This is a genomic window from Rossellomorea sp. NS-SX7 (assembly GCF_052828565.1).
This window is the reverse complement of the sequence record NZ_CM128249.1, coordinates 2244218-2264147: the sequence shown is the minus strand read 5'-3', so window position 1 is coordinate 2264147 and position 19930 is coordinate 2244218. Positions and strand designations below refer to the sequence as shown.

The window sequence follows — 19930 nt, the reverse complement described above, 5'->3', positions numbered from 1 at the left end:
AAGACTTTTTCCTTTTCTTTATACCCGATAAGGTATATAATACAACTTAGATTATTGAAAAGGATGATACAGTATGCTTTTTATTATGCTTATTTCTTTTAGTGTACTTTCCTATATGGTGTACTATCGCTATGCACCTGTTCGTGTAAAAAGGATGAGTGAGAAGGAAGTGGATGGTTCTCACATCGTCATAGATGTCCGTGATTATCAGGATTCATATAAATCAAACTGCGATCAAGCCCTGGCAATCCCTTGTGGATATTTAAAGCGTTATTATCATGAAATCCCTGATGGACCAATTGTCGTGATTGGACATTCTTCCGTCGAGTGCAATGTCGGAGTGAGACAATTAAAAGGTTTAGGATTTGAAGTAGTGGGTTATATGAGTGTAAAAAGAGATGAACCATGCAAAGAAAGTTTTTTAATGGGATAAAATACCCTGATTTTTGACGCTGATTTGTAATATCCGTTACAAAAAGACCTAATTTTTTTGTGTGTCAATATTCTTTTCACGGTAAATTTTAGTGCCGTGAGTCAAAATATTCATTTGACGGAAATGAAAGTAAATGATGCAAATCCTTTATTTATCTTAGATTGCCAGCTTGCTAGAGAAATTGACTTTCAAAAATGGACAATTTAAATCCAGTTACCATTTCCTCCCGTAAATGTAACAAAAAAAGGGTGTTATGATGAATGTGCAGCAAGAAAACAACACATTCACCAAGGAGGAATTCATCTTTATGAATAAGAAAAAAATGTTATCAGCAGCAACAGCATTAACATTATTAGCATCTCCATTAGCAGCAGGAAGTGCTGACGCTGCAAGTCCAGAGCAAGTAAAAACAAAGGTACAAACTCTTCAATTAAATGGTAATCAAGAAGATTTAAATAAATATATTCAAGACATTCTATCAAAATATAATGTAAATGGTCAGAATCTCAACATCCAAGATTGCTTGAAAGGCCAAGCGCCACAACCACAGGAAGCGCCAAAAGCAGAAGCACCAAAATCAGAAGCACCTGCACCTGAACAGCAGGCACCAAAATCAGAAGCACCTGCACCTGAACAAAAGGCACCTGAAGCAGAAGCGCCTGCTCCTGTACAACCTCAGGAACAACAAGCACAGCCGAAGGCTCAGGAACAACAAGCACAGCCTGCAGCTGAAACTGGTGAGTTAAGCCAGTATGAGCAAAAAGTTGTGGAACTAACAAACCAAGAGCGTGCAAAACAAGGATTGCCTGCTCTTAAAGTGGATGCAGAGTTAAGTAAAGTTGCAAAAGCAAAATCAAAAGACATGCAAGAAAATAATTACTTCTCTCATGACAGCCCGACATACGGCTCTCCATTTGATATGATGAAGCAATTCGGCGTAGAATATTCTTCAGCAGGTGAAAATATTGCGATGGGTCAGCCTACTCCAGAAGAAGTAGTACAAGCTTGGATGAACAGTGACGGTCACCGTAAAAACATCTTAAGCTCAAATTACACTCACATCGGTGTAGGATATGTTGAAGATGGCCACTATTGGACACAGCAATTCATTTCTAAATAAGATATGATTGATTTTGAGCAGCTCCTAAAAGGGGCTGCTTTTTCATTTGAATTTTTTCGCTAAATCAGAGATGTGGACAGCTAATATTTGCATTTCATTGAAATGATTCTTAGTATGGTAATATAAAGAGATTTTGTGGAGTGGATTTTGGTGAACAAAGACAAATCAGTTCTGATAACTGGCGGTGCTAAAGGAATTGGAAGCCGCACAGCGATAGAATTTTCAAAGAACGGATATAAAGTATTCATTAACTTCAGAAATGATGAAACCCATGTAAATGACTTCGTCAAGCAATTACGCGAAAGATACCGGAATGAAGTCTATGCCATCAAAGGGGATGTGTCAATTCCCGCTGACTGTGAAAGAATGGCAGAAAAGATAAACAAAGAATCTGATGGAATTGATATCTTGATCCATAATGCTGGACCTTATGTCAAAGAAAGAAAAACATTTGATGAATATTCACCAGAAGAATGGAATTACATAGTAAATGGAAATCTGAGCAGCGTATTTTATTTAACCCGATTATTAATTCCTAAAATGCGGGAAAGGAATTGGGGCAGGATCATCACTTTTGGCTATGACCGGGTTGAAACCTCCCCGGGCTGGATATACCGTTCTGCTTTTGCCGCAGCAAAGGCAGGGCTTGCTTCGTTCACAAAAACAATTTCGATCGAGGAAGCGGGGAATGGAATCACGGCTAACATGGTTTGTCCCGGTGATATCGTGGGTGAATGGAAAGAAGATGAAATTGAACATGCTATAAAAAAGAAGGATCCTTCCACTCCTGTCGGACGCCCCGGTACCGGAGAAGATTTGGCAAGGGTCATAGAATTCCTATGCAGGGAAGAGTCCGATTTTATTACAGGAACGGTCATCCCGGTTACCGGGGGCAAAGATGTCCTGGGGAAAATTTTTCATAATTGAAACGAAAAGAGATTCGCTCTAGCCTGAGCGAATCTCTTTTGTTATGCTTTCATTTCTTTCATATAGACTCTTCTGAATTTATTTTGGATAAGAAGCAATCTGCCTGTAAGGGTCAAAGCACCCGCGGTCAAGCCGGAAGTAAGGCCGAGCCAATAACCATAGGGACCGAAATTTGTGTAATTGGCCAATAAATATCCCAGTGGGAGACCGATTACCCAATAGGAAATCAACGCCATGATAAAGGTGATATTCACATCTTTATACCCGCGTAGAGCTCCCTGTACTGGTGCCTGTATCGCATCGGAAAGCTGAAAAAATACAGCATATAACAGGAAATGTCCAATCAGTTCAAGAACATAAGGATCATCCGTATATAAATACGAAATTTCAGTGCGGAAGACGTATAAAATCACACCATAACATACAGCGAGTATTAGAGCGATGCTGACACCCATCCAACTGTATATTTTAGCATCCTTGAGCCGTTTTGCACCCACTTCAAATCCTACGACAATCGTTAGTGCCATTGAGATGCTTAAAGGGATCATGTACAAAAATGACGCAAAATTGAGTGCTGCCTGATGAGCGGCGATGACTGCAGTTTTATATTCACTCATCAACAATGTAACGGCAGAAAAGATGCTCACTTCAAAAAAGATGGATAAACCGATGGGAACGCCGATTCTAAAGATTTCTTTCCATTTACTGATGTTGGGCTTTTGCAGAGATCTAAAAATGAAGAACTCCAAAAAAGGACTTTTCGTGTGGATCACCCAAAACGCAATGATGGTAATGACCCAATACGTAATGGCAGAAGCGTAGCCTGCCCCGACACCGCCCATTGCAGGAATGCCGAGTTTCCCAAAAATCAATATATAATTTAAGAATACATTTATCGGGAGGGACAATAAGGTGATGAACATGGTCACTCTTGTTAAACCCAGAGCATCGATGAATGATCGCAATACATTATAGATAAACAAAGGAATCATCCCGATTGATAGTGCAATTAAATACTCTTTTGCCACCCGATGTACATTTTCTTCAAGGTTCATGCCGTTAAGGATGGGATCGATTACAATCATCCCGATAAAAATGACGATGAATGAAAGAAAAATGGCCGCATAGACTCCCTGAAAAACGGTATGGGGAACTTCCTTCCTTTTTCCGCCACCGATCAATTGGGCGACAATCGGGGTCACGGCAAGCAGGATCCCGCTCAAACCGGTAAAGACCGGTACCCAAAGCGAAGATCCAATTGCGACGCCGGCCAAGTCGGTCGGGGAGAATTGACCCGACATGATCGTATCGAAGAAATTCATGGCAAACATGCCAAGTTGAGTAACCAGGATAGGGATTAAAATCAAGGAAAGCTGCCCCAGCTTTCCTTTCAAGTTATATGTCTGTTTCATAGGTCTGACTCCTTATTTACGTTTGTTTCAAATTTAATTAAAATAATGCCCTAAGTATCATTAAATACACTATCATACTGTACCATAATAATTCGAAAGTAAGTAACGAAAAATTTCCAGTGTGATTACTATTTCTTGCGGGAATAAAGGAAAGAACAATTCATTGTTCTATCCTGGGCGCATTTTTGATAAAGTGTATAATGATAGTTTAAAATGATACAGACAATGACGAGATAGGAGTACATATACATGAACAAGCATATATTATTTACAGGCGGCGGTTCGGCCGGACACGTTACAGTGAACACAGCATTAATCCCTCATTTTGAAAAAGAAGGCTGGAGAGTGACCTACATAGGATCCGAAGATGGAATTGAAAAAGAAATCATAACGGATCAATTCCCTCACATCCCTTATGAAAGTATATCAAGCGGTAAGCTGAGACGTTATTTCTCCTGGAAGAATTTTACCGATCCGTTCAGGGTGATGAAAGGAGTAATGGATGCTTTTTCCGTTATCCGCAAAACAAAACCAGATATCATATTTTCTAAAGGCGGGTTTGTATCTGTGCCTGTCGTGATGGCTGCAAAAATGGCAAAAGTGCCTGTTGCGATCCATGAATCGGATGTCACACCGGGACTGGCCAACAAATTGGCAGTGCCGTTCGCTACAAAAATATTCACGACCTTCCCCGAAACAGTAAAAGCACTTCCTGAGGAGAAATCTCTATGTGCCGGTGCCATCATACGTGAGGAATTATTCAATGGTGATGCTGCAGAAGGAAAGAGGCTGTCAGGATTTTATGAAGATAAGCCCGTCCTTATGATCATGGGGGGCAGTCTCGGGGCAAGGAAGATCAACGAAGCCGTAAGAGGGAACCTTGATGATTTGTTAACCCAGTTTCAAATCATCCATATTTGCGGTAAAGGAAATATAGATGGTACATTGACTCAAAAAGGATATAAGCAATATGAATTTATTAAAGCGGACCTCCCGCATTTTCTTGCCATGACCAATTATGTCATTTCACGTGCAGGGTCAAATTCCATTTTTGAATTTTTGGCATTGAAGAAACCTATGCTGCTCATCCCTCTATCAAGGGAAGCCAGCAGGGGGGATCAAATTTTGAATGCAGACTCTTTTGTAAAGCATGGGTACGCGATGAAACTGGAAGAAGAAGAATTAACGAAAGAAAGCTTTATGAATAAGGTGAATGAACTGAAAGGAAGCGGTGAGACGATCCTTTCAAACATGAAAAACGGTCAAAAGGCATATACGATACAGGATATGTATCAAGAGCTTGCAACCATGTCAAAATAATAACTGAATATCCCCTTTCCCGCATATAGTGTAAAAACCGGTGTAGGGGAGAGGATGGGATGAGTTATCAATATTCTAAAGGATGGTATATTAAAGAACTGAAAAAATTGGGGATCAATTATCATCCGGTAGAGAAACGAAAGCTTGAAAACTACAAAACCTTTGTTGTAAGAAATTTATACTTTGAAAAACTGAACAAAAAGAAATAATGAAATGCCGGCTTCTATGGTTGTAATGGACCATATTAGCCGGCTTTCTTGATTTTCGACGTTGTAAGAACGATAATAAATCGACTGCCGAAAATGGCAATCGATTGATGGGCTTATCTTATATAGAGCCGTTTTAAGCTTCCATTGCCTGCTCTTCCTGTTCCTCGACTGTCTGATACAGATAAAGCGTGTATAAATCCTTCGGAATTTCATAAAGATCATATACTTCCTCTACAGCATTTAACTGTTCATAAATCGCTTTTCTTGTTTCATTGGCACATACGACGTATGGCAATTTCTGTGCTGCTTTCAGAGAACGCGTGTTGATTTTACGAATCCTCATGAAAATGGTTTCCATGCCAAGTTCATAAAAAAGTTCATGGAAAAATGCATCTTTAGCTGGCTTGTTATATCCCTTGCCATGAAAAGGTTTACCGATCCAGGTGCCTAGAAAGCCTGCATTTTCCTGGATATCGAATAAATTGATGGTACCTATGGCGTTGCCCCATTCATCAATGATGGTACGGGAGATCAGCTCTCCTCTTTCTTCTGCTTCGATCGTTTGTTTTGTTAGGAAAAGAAACTCATCATACGAGTTTGCTTTTTGACGCACAAAAGGGAAGACATCCGGGTGCACCATCAGGTCATAAAGAGTATGACACTCATGTAAATCACGTTTCTTGATCATAGTAGACCCTCCTTGAGGGCAGTCTTCATGCGTACGAATCCACCCTCGAAATTTTTAAAAGTTAACTAAAAAATTTCGGGGTGGGAATCGAACCCACTAAGACCAGTCAAGAAACTGGTGGCGCACCTTTTGCCTTCCCTCCATTACAATCGCTCTATTATAAATAGATCGCGTGTAAGAACAATGTAATCGGAAATATATATCCTTCTGTATCATATATGAATTTTTATAAAAAGGGAATAGGGAAAAAGATTAATTTCGCTAAAATTTTATACCAAATTTCTACAAATTCTGATAGGCGATCTCTCCATTTACAAACGTTATGGAAGGCTTGGCCATAAAGTGGAATGGATGGTGGCTCCATAAGACCAAGTCCGCATCTTTCCCTGCTTCGAGAGAGCCGATTCGATCCTCCACTCCAAGGTTTCTGGCTGGCAGAATCGTAATTCCTTCCAATGCCTTCTGCTCTTCAAGACCTTCACGGACGGCAATTGCAGCACACATATTCAGATACTGAATCGGAGTGTATGGGTGATCGGTGGTAATCGACACTTCCACGCCTGCTTCTGTCAATTTTTGATAGGTGATCCAGCTTTTGTTTTTCAGCTCTACTTTTGAACGGCGAGTAAACGTCGGGCCGACGGATACCTTTAATTTCTTCCCATAAAATTCATTGGCAATAAGATGCCCTTCTGTACAATGCTCGATTCGCAAATCCAGGTTGAACTCTTCTGCAAATCGGATGGCTGAAAGGATATCATCTGCACGGTGAGCGTGAATCCTTACCGGAATCTCCCTTTTCAAAGCGGAAACCAACGGAGCTACCCTTAATTCTTCAGGCTGGTCACAATACTTGGCTGAGAAAAATGCTTCGCGCAGCATGCCCATGATTCCCATCCTTGTAATCGAGTCATTATTTCCATTGCTGTGAATGCGTTTGGGGTTTTCTCCCAATGCCAATTTCAACCCGGATGTTTCCTTGATCATCATTGAGCGGATGGAGGAGCCATGGGTCTTGATGACAGATGTGGTCCCGCCGATCACATTCGCACTTCCCGGCATTACATTCACTGCAGTCACCCCATATTTAAGCGAATCAGTAAAACCGGGATCAAGAGGATAAACCCCGTCGAATGCACGGATATGAGGGGTCATCGGTTCAATCGTTTCGTTTGCATCATTCCCGGCCCAGCCCGTTCCTTCATCATATAATCCCAAGTGGGTGTGAGCATCGATGAAGCCGGGGAATAGATACTTACCTTGGCAATCAATCACCCTGATGTTAGCCGGGGCTTCAACTTTATGGTTATAAATTTGTTTGATTTTCCCATCCGAAATGAAGATGGAACCATTTGGGATGGGGGAGGAAGTGACTGGATAGATAGCTGCATTTGTTAAAAGTATCGAATTCATAGGTAATCCTTTCATTTTACTCGTTAGTTTCTTATTCTTATTTTAATCATTTTTCTGTAAAAAAAGAAGTCACGTTCTCTTTTTGTTACGTAAATAAGAGATCAAAAGATACATACAGGTTGCAGCAATCGCAATCATGCTTAGAGGCTTTATGTACCTTACCCCGATGACCTCAATATGTTCCCAATGAGTTCCGAGCTCCATCCCGATGACCATGAATAACAGTGTCCATGGCAGCATAGCTGCAAACGTATAAAGTGTGAACGCAGTAAAGGACATTCTGCTGATTCCCGCTGGAATACTGATGGCATGGCGTACGACTGGAATGAATCTTGCTGTGAAAACGACGATCGTACCGTACCTGTCAAACCAAGATTCGGCTGATTCAATATGTTTTTCTGAAATGAATAAGTACTTTCCATATTTCTTGAAAAAAGGCCGCCCTCCATAATATCCAAGCCAATATAGAAAAAGTTGAGCGGCGGTGCCGCCAATTACTCCTCCAAGAAAAGCACCGATAAAGGAGAGTTTCCCCGAGCTGACCATGAAACCCGCATAGCTTAACACCAGCTCGCTTGGAATGATCTCGATCATCAGTGCCAGGGCTATACCTATATACCCCAAATCCGTCAGTACAGTCAGTATTGAGACTAACCATTCGTGATTCATTTGTATCCTCCTACATTGCGCCTGAATATTGCAGGATAAGGATTAAAATCCCCAGAGCCCAAACATAATAAGAAAATAGTTTCAACGAGTGTTTCTTTAGGAAATTCACCATCGAGACAATCGCCACGTATCCAAAGACAGCAGCTGTTACCGTACCGACTGCCATGCTGGAAAAGGAAATTGCTTCAACGTGGCCGCTGATCATTTCTTTTCCTTGAAAGACTATTCCCCCAATAATGGCAGGTGTAGAGAGAAGAAAAGAGAAATAAGCGGCTGTCTCTCTGTCAAGTTTTCTGAACAGCCCTGCTGCAATGGTCAGGCCAGACCTTGAAAGAGCAGGGAATATGGCAGCTGCCTGAAAGCTTCCTATGACAAGGGCATCTGAATAATTAATATCATCGAGTTTCTTATGTCCATTTTTCACTCCATCCGCCATGAACATAATTAAACCGGTAGCCAAAAACTCCCATCCTATCGTTGAACCGCTTTTTGATATCGCGTCAAAATAATCCTCAAACAATACACCTATGATCACTGCAGGGATTGTACCAACCAGAAGAATCATTGATAGCTTGCTAAAGGGATTCTTGATCATGTGGAGAAGTTCTTTTTGGTAAAAGACGAGAACGGCAACCAGTGTCCCGATATGCAGCATGGTATCAAGAAATAAACCTGCTTCCTGAAGTCCAAAGGCGAACCTCCCCAGAAATAAGTGACCCGTGCTTGAAATGGGGAGGAACTCGGTCAACCCCTGAATGATTCCTAGAATAAAAGCTTCAAATTTATCCATTTTGCATCGAACCTTTCATATGAAATACGTCGGACAAACCTCCTCACTTAACATATATTCAACCTTGCTGCATTTCATGAGGAAGTTCACTGATTGAAATTAAATTTGAGGGTAGATGAAACTTTGGCCGCTGAAGAACGTAATAATAGGAGAGGTGTTTAAAAAAAGTATCATGAAGGGGGGGAGAGAAGATGCCGACAAAAGATGAAAGATTAATGGCTGCACTTATTTATGTATTAAGCTTTTTTACCGTTTTTATAGGACCGATCATCATCTGGCTATGGAAAAAAGATGAATCAGAATTTGTGGATCATCATGGGAAAGAATATTTTAACTTTTTGATCTCATATACCATTTATGGAATCGTCAGTTCCATCCTGGTCATCGTACTGATAGGGATGGTCTTAGCACCTATAGTAGGCCTTCTGGCTTTGATCTTTACGATCCTGGCCGCTATCAAAGCATACGAAGGGGAGAGATACAGAATCCCGACAGTCATCCATTTTTTTAAGTAAGCCGCACAAAGAGCTCATGGTTTTCATCAAAACCATGAGCTCTTACTCATTTATTTGGAATTCTGTTGACAATTACATCTCAAACTTGATAGTTTATATAAAAATAACTTCTCAAATACATAAATTGATAGAGGCACATGATGAGGAAGAGGGGAAAATAAAATGACGAGGATTGATAATAAAGAAAGGCTTCTTAGATTAATGACCATCTTCACTCAAGAAACAGATGAAGATCATGAACTGAGTTTGGATGATATCATACTTCGTTTTAAACAGATTTACGGACCAGACGTAAAATTGAATAAAAATTCATTGAAGGATGATATCAATCATCTCATCAATCATTCATTTGACGTGACAATCAATCAGGAAAAGGACGGTCTTCCCAAGTATTACAGCCACCAGTATCGTCTGTTTGAATTGTATGAACTCCGTATGCTGGTCGACGCAGTGGTATCTGCTAAATTCATCACTAAACAGGAAACGCGTCAGTTGATCGGAAAAATCAGAAAGCTGACGAGCAACCATCAAGGTAAAAAACTTCAGAATGAAATTCAGGTCGATTCATCCATAAAAAGTGAAAGCCCCTTTATCAGATTAGCGATTCATGACCTTCATCAGGCCATTTCTGAACGTCGGATTATAACGTTTCAATACGGACGCTATGACATTGATAAACATTTCAACCTCAGCCATGGTGGCAGTCTTTATAAAGTGAAACCTTACGCTCTGACGTGGGCAAATGATTTCTACTATTTGATTGCCTACTATTACGAGGCAGGTGAGATTCGCCATTACCGGGTGGATCGGCTGCGCAATGTAAACACTCTGGAAGAATCCTTCCCATATGAACCGTTTGATGTCTCTAAATACGTTCAGTCCACCTTCCATATGTTCGCAGGCGATGAAGAATGGATCAAAATAAAGTTCCATAATCAATTGATCAATGTCATCATCGACAAGTTTGGCAAGGAAGCAGATATCCGAAAGTATGACGAGAATCATTTCATATTAACAACCAAAGCAAGGATCAGCGGAGGATTGGTCAACTGGATCCTCAATTTTGGATCTAAGGCGGAAGTAATCTCACCAGCATCATTACTCGAGACAGTCAAACAAGAAATTATCAGTATGTATAAACTATATGAAAGATAAAAAAACCTGCGACCTGCAGGTTTTTTTGTGATGAATGAATATTTAAGTTGTTTTTACCCGTTCCAGCAGTTGCACAGACATCAACTGCGGTATATAAACTAAAAAAATTTGAACGTTTCTTCCACCTCTGCGTCTTATCTATACAAAATCAAAGGAGGAACCATACATGCAGGAATTACAAGAAGTGTTACAATCGATAAATTGGGGACTGATTGCTCCATTGATCCTTATCCAATTGATTCTGATGTTGATTGCAGTCATCGACCTGATAAGGATTAAACATACAAATGGGCCAAAATGGGTGTGGCTGCTGGTCGTATTATTCATCAACGTAATCGGCCCGATCATATACTTTATCTTCGGAAGGAGACAAAATGGATGAATGTCTTGGAAGTTGCTTCCCTGGAAAAGAAATATAAAGAAAAGCACGCAGTCAAAGACATTACATTTCACTTGGAACGAGGGAAGTGCACAGCTTTGATCGGTCCGAATGGAGCCGGAAAAACGACCACATTGAACATGCTTGCGGGTTTGATCACCCCGACAAACGGCATGATCAGTACACCTGATCATGCAGGGGATATTCGTGCAATGATTGGATATCTCCCTCAATACCCTTCGTACTTTGAATGGATGTCCGGGATGGAATATTTAATCTTTTCAGGTGAGATAACCGGATTAACAAGGAAAGAAGCAAGACATCGCAGTGAAGAATTGATCAAGCTTGTCAACTTATCGGAAGGCCAAAACAGGAGGATCAATCAATACTCAGGCGGAATGAAGCAGAGGCTGGGGATAGCACAGGCTTTGATCCATCAGCCAAAGCTCATCATCCTGGATGAACCTGTTTCGGCACTTGATCCTTTCGGGCGCAGAGAGGTACTTAATCTCCTGAATAAATTGAAAGAACATACGACGATTCTTTTTTCTACTCATATATTGAATGATGCAGAACAAGTCTGTGATGATGTCCTTTTTCTCTATAACGGAGAACTGATCGAACAAGGTCCATTGACTGACATCAAGGCCAGGCATCACAGTCCTTCATTGAAGATACACATCGAAGGTGATTTGGGACCCTATAGAGAAGTGCTGGAAGAATTATCATGGGTAAGGCAGTTAAAGGTTGAGAAAGAGTCAATGACCATTGAAGTAGAGAAGTTGAATAGGGATAGAAGCAGGTTATTCACCCTCATATCAGAGGGGGACTGGCCGGTTGCGAAACTGGAAAGCAGTGACCAAAGTTTAGAGGATCTTTTTATGAAGGTGATGAGATAAATGAATATAGCATGGGTGTTAATGAAAAAAGAACTGTTGGAATCCGCGCGTAATTTCAAGTGGGTCTGGATGCCGATTGTCTTTATTTTGTTTGGATTAACCGAACCTCTTACAGCGTATTATCTGCCTGATATCCTGAATTCTTTAGGTGATTTACCAGAGGGTGCGGTGATCGATATACCTCCTCCTTCGTCAGAAGAAGTGCTTATGTCTACGATCAGCCAATTCAATATGTTAGGAGTTCTCGTCATCGTCCTTGGCTTCATGGGAATTATTTCAGGGGAGAGGAAAAGCGGGACCGCATCGATGGTACTGGTCAAACCGGTATCGTATAATGCCTATATCTATTCAAAATGGGCAGCTTCCCTCCTTCTTATATGGACTTCATATATTCTTGGCATGCTTTCAAGCTGGTATTATATCAATTTATTATTTGAAAACATAGCTCCTCCCGCCTTCTTTCAGTCACTGGCCATCTATGGCATGTGGCTCACATTCATTATGACGCTGCTGCTTTTTTTCAGCTCGCTCGTTAAAGCATCCGGGATCGCCGCTTTTTCAACAATCACCGTATCGGTCGTCCTTAGCTTTATATCCGGTGCATTGCCGGATCGGTTAAAGTGGTCTCCCTCTCAGCTTTCATCATATATCACTGAAGTTTTAAGCGGACAGGGGTGGAGCAGCAACCTTACGTTCACCATGGTGCTGACTATAATGATATGCCTGTTTATGCTGGTCATTACACCTTATCTATTCAAGAAAAAAGAACTCACTTAATAACAGAAAAAGCTGATTGGTATGAACATCAGCTTTTTTTGTGTATGTTGTCATTACAAAAACTGACAGGGTTTATGGGGAGGGATATCGAATTATTCAAAGAGATAAGAATGTTTACTTAAAAGATGAATGTATGATGGGCAAGAAGATTGACTATGGAAACAAAAAGGAGAATGCCTGGATGCGAAATCGAGCTGGGATCCTTATTTTAGAAAACAATAAGATAGCAGTCATCAAAAGGAAAAAAGGCGGGAGACAGTATTATGTCATTCCCGGAGGCGGATTGGAAGAAGGCGAATCATTTGAAGAAGCTGCCAAAAGGGAGGCGCAGGAGGAGCTTGGCATCGAAGTGGGGGAACTTACCTTGGCACTCGAGTTTGAGCAAAATGGTTCACAAAAGTATTTTATTGCAGGAAAATATAGCGGTAAAGTCGGCCGGGGGACAGGAGAAGAATATCGGTCCGGTGAAGGGACCTACATCCCCCGCTGGATTGATCTGAATGAGCTATATGATAAGGCACTTTATCCGGAAGAAGTAAAATCAATGTTGCTACAAGGAGGCAGTATTCATGATGATTGAACGTACAGGGCTTGTTCTGGAAGGCGGTGGTATGAGGGGAATATATACCGCTGGAGTCCTTGAGTACTTTTTAGAAAATGATATACACTTTCCGTATGTGATCGGGGTTTCCGCCGGGGCATGCAATGCAGCTTCCTATATCTCGAAACAATCAGGAAGAAATAAAAAGGTGAATATAGATTTCATACGAGACCCAAAATACTTAAGCTGGCAGAATTATTGGAAGACAGGTGAATTATTCGGGATGGATTATGTATTCGACGAAATCCCAAATAAGCTGGTACCGTACGATTATAAAGCCTTTCAAACGAGCGAAACCGAGTTTGTCGTCGGTACAACCGATTGTCACAGCGGGAAGCCACGTTACTTTTCCAGGAAAGATTACGGAGAGGATATGTTAACGATCATTAGGGCGTCAAGCTCACTTCCATTCTTTGCACCGGTCGTGGAATATGGATCGAACCATCTTCTTGATGGAGGAATCAGCGATCCGATACCGATTGATAGAGCGGAAAAAGACGGGCATCTGAGGAATATAGTAGTTCTAACAAGGAATAGGGGATATTTCAAGAAGCCATCCCGTTTTTCCTTCTTTATCAAAAGAAAATATCCTCACTATCCTGAGCTGCACAAAACCTTAATGAACCGATATCTGGTGTACAATCAGACGGTGAAAGAGCTGGAGGAAAGAGAAAAAGAAGGAAGAGTCCTCATCATCCAGCCCAGGCGGCCTTTAAAGGTCAGCAGGATTGAAAAGAACCCTGATAAGCTCGATGACTTGTATGAGCAGGGGTACGAGGATGCAAAAAGGAAACATAACCAAATCATGGAATGGGCCGATTTGATTCTTCATAAGTAATTGATTGGGACTAACGATAATGTTCTGCTATTACTGAAGCAGTAAAAAGGTAGAGAATAAAAATAAATGGTCTCTCCACTTGTAGGGTTGGGAACATATGGTAACGAGTGAAAGAGGGAGGTTCTATGCATTATCATAGTAAGATTCATTTTTTATTAGGTGGCTTTCAGAAGGGCTCAGTTACATTTCGTTTGTTATCGATAACTGGATCTAGCTGTTGGTTGGAGTGGAAGGCGTAGACTCCTGCGGGAAAAGCGAAGCTGGGGAGACCCCGCAGGAGCGCAGCGACGAGGAGGCTCCCCGCTCGCCCGCGGAAAGCGAAGTCTTCCACGGAAATCAACAGCGGTATTAACAGGTTAAATAAAATTGATAATACTATTCTTTAGAGAGAATAGACAATACTACAAATGACAATTATAAGTAATTCCTTTAAAACTTCCCGCCTTTAAGGGTCTTTTTTTTATCTTCCAAACATAGATATGATAATGATTCGTGGAAAGGACGAGCATTTCATGAACCTATATCATATCTATAGAAACGAACAACATACATTGCTTTATCACGGTATCATGTATTTCCTGATGGGAGTCGGGATGCTGCTTGTTGTGGAAACACTGTTTTACTTCCCGCTTCTATTGTTTATACCTGCTTTAACCAATCTCTATCTGAGCCAAAGCATCAAAAAAGAAATCAGGAAGGCAACTCGCTTATATTATGAAAACATTCCTGTCTCGAGTCATTCATTGATAGGTGTTAAGACAAAGGAAGGCTTTTTTTACTTGAAAACAAATGGCTGGTCCAGCTATTCACTTCAAAGGACTTCCTTGATCAACAATCCCAAGCATTTTGTATTTCATCGAAAAGACAAAATGCCGCTCACATTATGTAAGTGGAGCAGAAGGATTGTCATTGCACATGAAGAGACAAAATTAGAATATAAACTGAAATATCACAGCACAACTGCCATTGAATGGAGAAGCGAAGAAAATGGGGATACAATCCTTCTTTATAAGGGTAATAAGCGTTGGGTGTTGAATTATAAGGGGGTCAATCGGCTTTCTCTGCAAAAAGGCTTTCTCCCGCAAAGCTTTCAAAAGCTGTTCGATAGCCATCACAGCCATATCACTTTTTTTGAAGCTTATTCGGAGGCGGATGACTGGCTGCTCATTTTTTTATGGCTTGTCGATTCTGATTATTTTCTTACATCCTAGTCATCCTTTTTAGTGGTTAGGGAAACATAAGAGGGTGTGGGAGGTGAGGAGATGAACGCAACGTATAAGGAATGCCTGAATGCTTTGCAAAAATGTTTGGAGGCATGCAACATCTGCTATCATGCTTCATTGAAAGAAGAACAGCGTATGATGGAGTGCATAGAGCTTGATCGGGAATGCGCAGATATTTGCTCTTATGCCATCAATGCCATACAAAGGAGCAGCAAGTTTGTACCGGGGATCCTTTCCCTGTGCGCAGACATTTGTGATGCATGTGGCAAAGAGTGTGATTCACACGACCATAGGCATTGCCAGGATTGTGCAGAAGCGTGTTTTCGGTGCGCAGAGTCGTGCAGGAAAGTTATATGAAGAACGTGGAATGCTTCTTGAAGGGGCATTCTTTTTTTGTTAAATAAAATGGTGCAGCGGGATGGGACTCTGCGTAGACGAACATGTTTTGAAAAAATTCGTCCTATTAATGGGTCTGTTTGGTTCAAACGGTTCAAATTTTTAAATGAATGAGTATCTTGCGTGAAATTATGACAAAAACTATGATAGAATAATAATAATCGAATAGGTTTCCTTCGGGGCAGGGTGAAATTCCCTACCGGCGGTGATGAGCATGATGCTCTCAGTCCGTGACCCGGCTGATCAAGGTCAGACGGTGGATTTGGTGAAACTCCAAAGCCGACAGTTAAAGTCTGGATGGGAGAAGGAACGGCAGTATTTTATGACTAAAGAACAGATATCCAAAAGACATATGGAGTTTTCTGAATAGTTTCATTAAATACGTTTATTTGTCATGCCAATCTCCCCAAGTCATCTTGCTTGGGGTTTTATTTATATAGAGAGGAGGGGGACTGTTGAAGCACACGGATTATATGGAACTTGCACTGAGTATGGCCAAAGCCACGCAGGGTCAAACATCACCAAACCCGGCAGTGGGTGCTGTTGTTGTAAACGATGGAGCCATTGTAGGATTAGGTGCACATTTAAAAGCCGGAGAAGGACACGCTGAGGTTCACGCAATCAAAGCAGCAGGCGAGAAAGCGAAGGAAGCAGACATTTATGTTACTCTGGAACCCTGTTCTCACTATGGGAAAACACCTCCGTGTTCACAGCTTATTATCTCAAGTGGAATTAAAAGGGTATTCATTGCAAGTACAGATCCAAATCCATTGGTATCCGGCAAAGGGATAGAACAGCTGCGTGACGCCGGAATACAAGTGCATGTTGGAGAGTGTCAGGCTGAAGCATTGGAACTCAATAAACACTTCTTTCATTTTATTAAACACAAGACACCATATGTGACGTTGAAAACCGCCGTTACACTGGATGGTAAAACTGCTGCTTCTTCAGGAGACAGTAAATGGATCACTTCCGAACAATCAAGACTCGATGTCCACTATGATCGTCACCGGCATGACGCGATATTAGTTGGAGTCAATACCATCATCCGCGACAACCCGCACCTTACCACCCGTTTGCCCCAAGGTGGAAAAAACCCCATTCGAATTATTTTAGATAATGATTTAAGAACACCTTTAGAATCAAACATTGTGAAAGATAACGAAAGTAAAACCATTATTATTACAAGTGAATCAGTAAAAGAAGAGGACAAAATTCCTTTCATGGAAGCAGGTTGTGAAATCATTTCCCTGCCGTTAAGCCGCATCGACCTTCATCAAGTTTTGAAGGAATTAGGGACAAGATCGATCCAATCGGTTTATGTAGAAGGCGGCTCAGCAGTGCATGGTTCCTTTCTTGAAGAAAATGCTTTTCAGGAACTCATCATGTACATGGCTCCTAAGCTAATAGGCGGAAAGGATGCTTTCACCAGCTTTGGAGGAAGAGGTATATCTTCCATTACAGAAGGCATGGATATGAACATTGTTTCTGTTGATTCTATTGGAGAAGATATCAAAATAGTGGCTGTCCCAAAAAAACAATCCAGAATGAAAGAAGGTTGATGAATTGTTTACGGGAATCATAGAGGAAATCGGTAAAATAGACCAAATAAAAAAATCAGCTGCATCAATGATACTTACCATTGCTGCGAAACGAATTCTAAAAGATGTCCATATCGGAGACAGCATAAGTGTGAACGGAGTATGTTTGACGGTAACGTCCTTTACAGAAAATCAATTTCAAGTCGATGTGATGCCGGAAACATTTGAAGCGACAACCCTTAGGAACTTATCGGCAGGTTCACATGTCAACCTGGAAAGAGCGATGGCAGCCGGCGGCCGATTTGGCGGCCACTTTGTAAATGGTCATGTCGATGCTACAGGGACGATCAAGAGGCTCCAGCAAGTCGAAAATGCTGTTTATGTTGAAATTTCAATTCCATCAGAACTTTCTCCTTATTTTATCATGAAAGGGTCCGTTGCGATTGATGGCACCTCTTTAACGGTATTTGGATTAAGCGATGATTCCATCACTGTTTCACTCATTCCACAAACGAGGGGAGATACGATACTGGGCCAAAAGAAGACAGGTGACATCGTCAATGTGGAATGTGACGTCATGGCCAAGTATTTCCACCGTTTCTATGAACAGACCCAGCAAAAGCAAGGCAGTGCAAGCAAGATCAGCTATGATTTTTTGAATCAACATGGATTTGCTGACTAATGGAGGAGGAATGGAAAGTGTTTCATACAATTGAAGAAGCAATAGAGGATCTGAAAAACGGGAAGGTCGTCATCGTAGTAGATGATGAAAATCGGGAAAATGAAGGAGATTTCATTGCTCTTGCCGATAAAGCCACACCGGAAGTGATAAATTTCATGGCAAAAGAAGGAAGAGGGCTGATATGTGCGCCGATTTCCGAAGATCTTTCAATGAAATTGAAACTTTCACCGATGACGGATGAAAACACAGATCCCCACGGAACTGCGTTTACCATCAGTATCGATCATCGTTCTTCGACCACTGGGATCAGTGCGTTTGAAAGGTCAGCAACCATTCAGGAGCTTTTGAATCCTACCTCGCAACCCGAGGATTTCAAACGTCCAGGACACGTATTTCCCCTCGTCGCCAAAAAAGGCGGTGTGTTGAAGCGGGCAGGACATACAGAAGCGGCGATCGATCTCGCGGCCATCGCCGGGTCAAAACCAGCAGGTGTCATCTGTGAAATCATGAACGAAGATGGCACGATGGCAAGAGTTCCTGAATTAATGAAGATGGCAGAGAAATGGGATTTGAAGATCATCACCATCGAAGATTTGATTCGCTACCGCCGGAAAAAAGAAAAACTTGTTACGAGGGAAGTTGAAATAGAATTACCAACTGAGTTCGGTCAATTCAAGGCAGTTGCATACACGGAAAACCTTACCGGCAAAGAACACATCGCCCTGGTCAAGGGGGAGTGGAAAGAAGATGAGGAAGTTCTGGTCAGGGTGCATTCAGAATGCCTTACCGGGGATGTCTTCGGTTCGAACCGCTGCGACTGCGGTCCTCAGCTTGCCACTGCCCTTGCACAGATAGAAGAAGCGGGACAAGGGGTATTGTTATACATGAGGCAAGAGGGTAGAGGCATCGGCCTAATCAATAAATTGAAAGCTTACAAGCTTCAAGAAGAAGGACTTGATACAGTCGAGGCAAATCATAAACTTGGATTCGGAGCGGATTTGCGCGAATACGGTATAGGCGCTCAAATTTTGAGGGATCTGAATATCCAGCGGATCAGGCTGCTAACCAATAATCCACGAAAAATTGCAGGTATCAATGGATATGGTTTGGAGATCGTCGGAAGGGTGCCCATTCAAGTACCGACAAAGCTGGAAAACGAGAATTATTTAAGAACGAAGCATTCAAAGCTGGGTCATCTATTGAAGTTCTAGTAACAGTTGCAAACATCTAAAAAAAACAATCTTTCGGAGGAATGAAAAATGAAAACAATCTATGAAGGTAATTTAGTTGGAACAGGACTGAAAGTGGCGATCGTCGTATCACGTTTTAATGAATTCATCACATCCAAGCTGCTTGGAGGAGCAGAGGATGCTCTAAAAAGACATGGTGTCGATGAAGGTGACATCTCCGTTACTTGGGTGCCGGGAGCATTTGAAATCCCGATGATTGCGAAAAAACTTGCACGTTCAGGAAAATATGATGCCGTCATCACTCTTGGAACGGTCATCCGCGGGGCCACTGCACACTTTGAATATGTAAGCGGCGAAGTAGCTAAAGGAGTGGCAGGTCTTGCATTGCAGGAAGACATCCCGGTCATCTTCGGTGTCCTGACAACTGATACGATCGAGCAGGCAATCGAGCGTGCAGGTACGAAAGCAGGAAACAAAGGTTGGGAAGCTGCCGTTTCAGCTATTGAAATGGCGAATCTTGTCCGTGAAATCGATAAGTGAAAATATAAAAGCTAATGAGATTATAGAGCCGGTTCCGTGTTGGGGCCGGCTTTATTCATCAGTGAGTGTGGATTGGGCATTTTTGATTGGGAATTCTGATTGGGGGATTTGTCGCAGCATGGAATACATTGTAATTAAGCAATTGATCGTAGCTCGTGGTGCTTTTGGGGAGTTGCTTAAATAGAATTATTCTAGGAAGATCCCTACAATAAT

At 41.6% G+C, this 19930-nt stretch carries 22 protein-coding genes and 1 riboswitch; of the genes, 17 read left to right on the top strand and 5 right to left on the bottom strand.

Going from position 1 to position 19930, the window contains the following annotated elements; genetic code table 11:
• Window positions 1-73 precede the first annotated feature (73 nt).
• The 3 genes from ACUXV2_RS11275 (at window position 74) to ACUXV2_RS11265 (ending at window position 2480) form a co-directional block, all read left to right on the top strand.
• Entirely contained in the window at window positions 74-433 is a 360-nt protein-coding gene (locus ACUXV2_RS11275) for a hypothetical protein (RefSeq protein ID WP_446243307.1), read from the top strand.
• Window positions 434-740: 307 nt separating this feature from the next.
• Window positions 741-1553, top strand: a complete 813-nt coding sequence (locus ACUXV2_RS11270; RefSeq protein ID WP_446243306.1) for a CAP domain-containing protein — start codon at window positions 741-743, stop codon at window positions 1551-1553.
• A gap of 150 nt (window positions 1554-1703) precedes the next feature.
• Window positions 1704-2480 carry an SDR family oxidoreductase gene (locus tag ACUXV2_RS11265; RefSeq protein ID WP_446243305.1) on the top strand — a complete coding sequence of 259 codons (777 nt, stop codon included), beginning with the start codon at window positions 1704-1706 and terminating at the stop codon, window positions 2478-2480.
• Between the two features lie 41 nt (window positions 2481-2521).
• Here the strand turns inward: ACUXV2_RS11265 and ACUXV2_RS11260 are convergent, their stop codons facing one another.
• The gene (locus tag ACUXV2_RS11260) at window positions 2522-3892 is read right to left on the bottom strand and encodes an MATE family efflux transporter (protein WP_446243304.1); all 1371 of its coding nucleotides are present in this window, start codon (window positions 3890-3892) and stop codon (window positions 2522-2524) included.
• Between the two features lie 249 nt (window positions 3893-4141).
• Between ACUXV2_RS11260 and ACUXV2_RS11255 the strand changes: the two genes are divergently transcribed.
• Window positions 4142-5212 (top strand): undecaprenyldiphospho-muramoylpentapeptide beta-N-acetylglucosaminyltransferase, encoded by a 1071-nt coding sequence (locus tag ACUXV2_RS11255; RefSeq protein ID WP_446243303.1) that lies wholly within the window; start codon window positions 4142-4144, stop codon window positions 5210-5212.
• 59 nt (window positions 5213-5271) lie between these two features.
• Window positions 5272-5421, top strand: a complete 150-nt coding sequence (locus ACUXV2_RS11250; RefSeq protein ID WP_446243302.1) for a DUF2639 domain-containing protein — start codon at window positions 5272-5274, stop codon at window positions 5419-5421.
• Window positions 5422-5554: 133 nt separating this feature from the next.
• On the opposite strand, the gene ACUXV2_RS11245 is transcribed toward ACUXV2_RS11250, so the two are convergent.
• The 4 genes from ACUXV2_RS11245 to ACUXV2_RS11230 all read right to left on the bottom strand — a co-directional run bounded on the left by ACUXV2_RS11245 (window position 5555) and on the right by ACUXV2_RS11230 (window position 8981).
• A complete protein-coding gene (locus tag ACUXV2_RS11245; RefSeq protein ID WP_446243301.1) occupies window positions 5555-6109 on the bottom strand; it encodes a GNAT family N-acetyltransferase in 555 nt (184 codons plus the stop codon).
• A gap of 282 nt (window positions 6110-6391) precedes the next feature.
• Window positions 6392-7522 (bottom strand): amidohydrolase, encoded by a 1131-nt coding sequence (locus ACUXV2_RS11240; RefSeq protein WP_446243300.1) that lies wholly within the window; start codon window positions 7520-7522, stop codon window positions 6392-6394.
• Between the two features lie 69 nt (window positions 7523-7591).
• Window positions 7592-8191: a DedA family protein gene (locus ACUXV2_RS11235; RefSeq protein WP_446243299.1), complete on the bottom strand. Its 600-nt coding sequence runs from the start codon at window positions 8189-8191 to the stop codon at window positions 7592-7594.
• Between the two features lie 10 nt (window positions 8192-8201).
• A complete protein-coding gene (locus ACUXV2_RS11230) occupies window positions 8202-8981 on the bottom strand; it encodes an undecaprenyl-diphosphate phosphatase (RefSeq protein ID WP_446243298.1) in 780 nt (259 codons plus the stop codon).
• Between the two features lie 191 nt (window positions 8982-9172).
• Between ACUXV2_RS11230 and ACUXV2_RS11225 the strand changes: the two genes are divergently transcribed.
• From ACUXV2_RS11225 to ribH, 12 genes are all read left to right on the top strand, one after another.
• Window positions 9173-9496, top strand: coding sequence for a DUF4870 domain-containing protein (locus ACUXV2_RS11225; RefSeq protein WP_446243297.1), 324 nt, complete (start codon window positions 9173-9175; stop codon window positions 9494-9496).
• Window positions 9497-9658: 162 nt separating this feature from the next.
• Window positions 9659-10651, top strand: coding sequence for a helix-turn-helix transcriptional regulator (locus tag ACUXV2_RS11220; protein WP_446243296.1), 993 nt, complete (start codon window positions 9659-9661; stop codon window positions 10649-10651).
• A 166-nt stretch (window positions 10652-10817) separates the two neighbouring features.
• Complete coding sequence (locus ACUXV2_RS11215; RefSeq protein WP_446243295.1) at window positions 10818-11033, top strand: PLD nuclease N-terminal domain-containing protein; 216 nt, start codon at window positions 10818-10820, stop codon at window positions 11031-11033.
• Window positions 11030-11929, top strand: coding sequence for an ATP-binding cassette domain-containing protein (locus ACUXV2_RS11210; protein WP_446243294.1), 900 nt, complete (start codon window positions 11030-11032; stop codon window positions 11927-11929). Before ACUXV2_RS11215 ends, ACUXV2_RS11210 begins: the two co-directional genes overlap by 4 nt.
• Window positions 11930-12706 carry an ABC transporter permease gene (locus ACUXV2_RS11205; protein WP_446243293.1) on the top strand — a complete coding sequence of 259 codons (777 nt, stop codon included), beginning with the start codon at window positions 11930-11932 and terminating at the stop codon, window positions 12704-12706.
• 181 nt (window positions 12707-12887) lie between these two features.
• On the top strand, window positions 12888-13286 hold the full coding sequence (locus ACUXV2_RS11200; protein WP_446243292.1) for an NUDIX hydrolase: 399 nt from the start codon (window positions 12888-12890) through the stop codon (window positions 13284-13286).
• A complete protein-coding gene (locus tag ACUXV2_RS11195) occupies window positions 13279-14145 on the top strand; it encodes a patatin-like phospholipase family protein (protein ID WP_446247055.1) in 867 nt (288 codons plus the stop codon). The genes ACUXV2_RS11200 and ACUXV2_RS11195 overlap by 8 nt, the downstream gene beginning before the upstream one ends.
• Window positions 14146-14657: 512 nt before the next feature.
• Window positions 14658-15356, top strand: a complete 699-nt coding sequence (locus ACUXV2_RS11190) for a hypothetical protein (RefSeq protein ID WP_446243291.1) — start codon at window positions 14658-14660, stop codon at window positions 15354-15356.
• A 576-nt stretch (window positions 15357-15932) separates the two neighbouring features.
• A riboswitch (FMN riboswitch) is annotated at window positions 15933-16077 on the top strand.
• Between the two features lie 142 nt (window positions 16078-16219).
• Window positions 16220-17326: a bifunctional diaminohydroxyphosphoribosylaminopyrimidine deaminase/5-amino-6-(5-phosphoribosylamino)uracil reductase RibD gene (gene ribD, locus ACUXV2_RS11185; protein WP_446243290.1), complete on the top strand. Its 1107-nt coding sequence runs from the start codon at window positions 16220-16222 to the stop codon at window positions 17324-17326.
• 4 nt (window positions 17327-17330) lie between these two features.
• The gene (gene ribE / locus ACUXV2_RS11180; RefSeq protein ID WP_446243289.1) at window positions 17331-17987 is read left to right on the top strand and encodes a riboflavin synthase; all 657 of its coding nucleotides are present in this window, start codon (window positions 17331-17333) and stop codon (window positions 17985-17987) included.
• 17 nt (window positions 17988-18004) lie between these two features.
• On the top strand, window positions 18005-19198 hold the full coding sequence (locus tag ACUXV2_RS11175; protein WP_446243288.1) for a bifunctional 3,4-dihydroxy-2-butanone-4-phosphate synthase/GTP cyclohydrolase II: 1194 nt from the start codon (window positions 18005-18007) through the stop codon (window positions 19196-19198).
• 48 nt (window positions 19199-19246) lie between these two features.
• Window positions 19247-19717: a 6,7-dimethyl-8-ribityllumazine synthase gene (ribH, locus tag ACUXV2_RS11170; protein ID WP_446243287.1), complete on the top strand. Its 471-nt coding sequence runs from the start codon at window positions 19247-19249 to the stop codon at window positions 19715-19717.
• Window positions 19718-19930 lie beyond the last annotated feature (213 nt).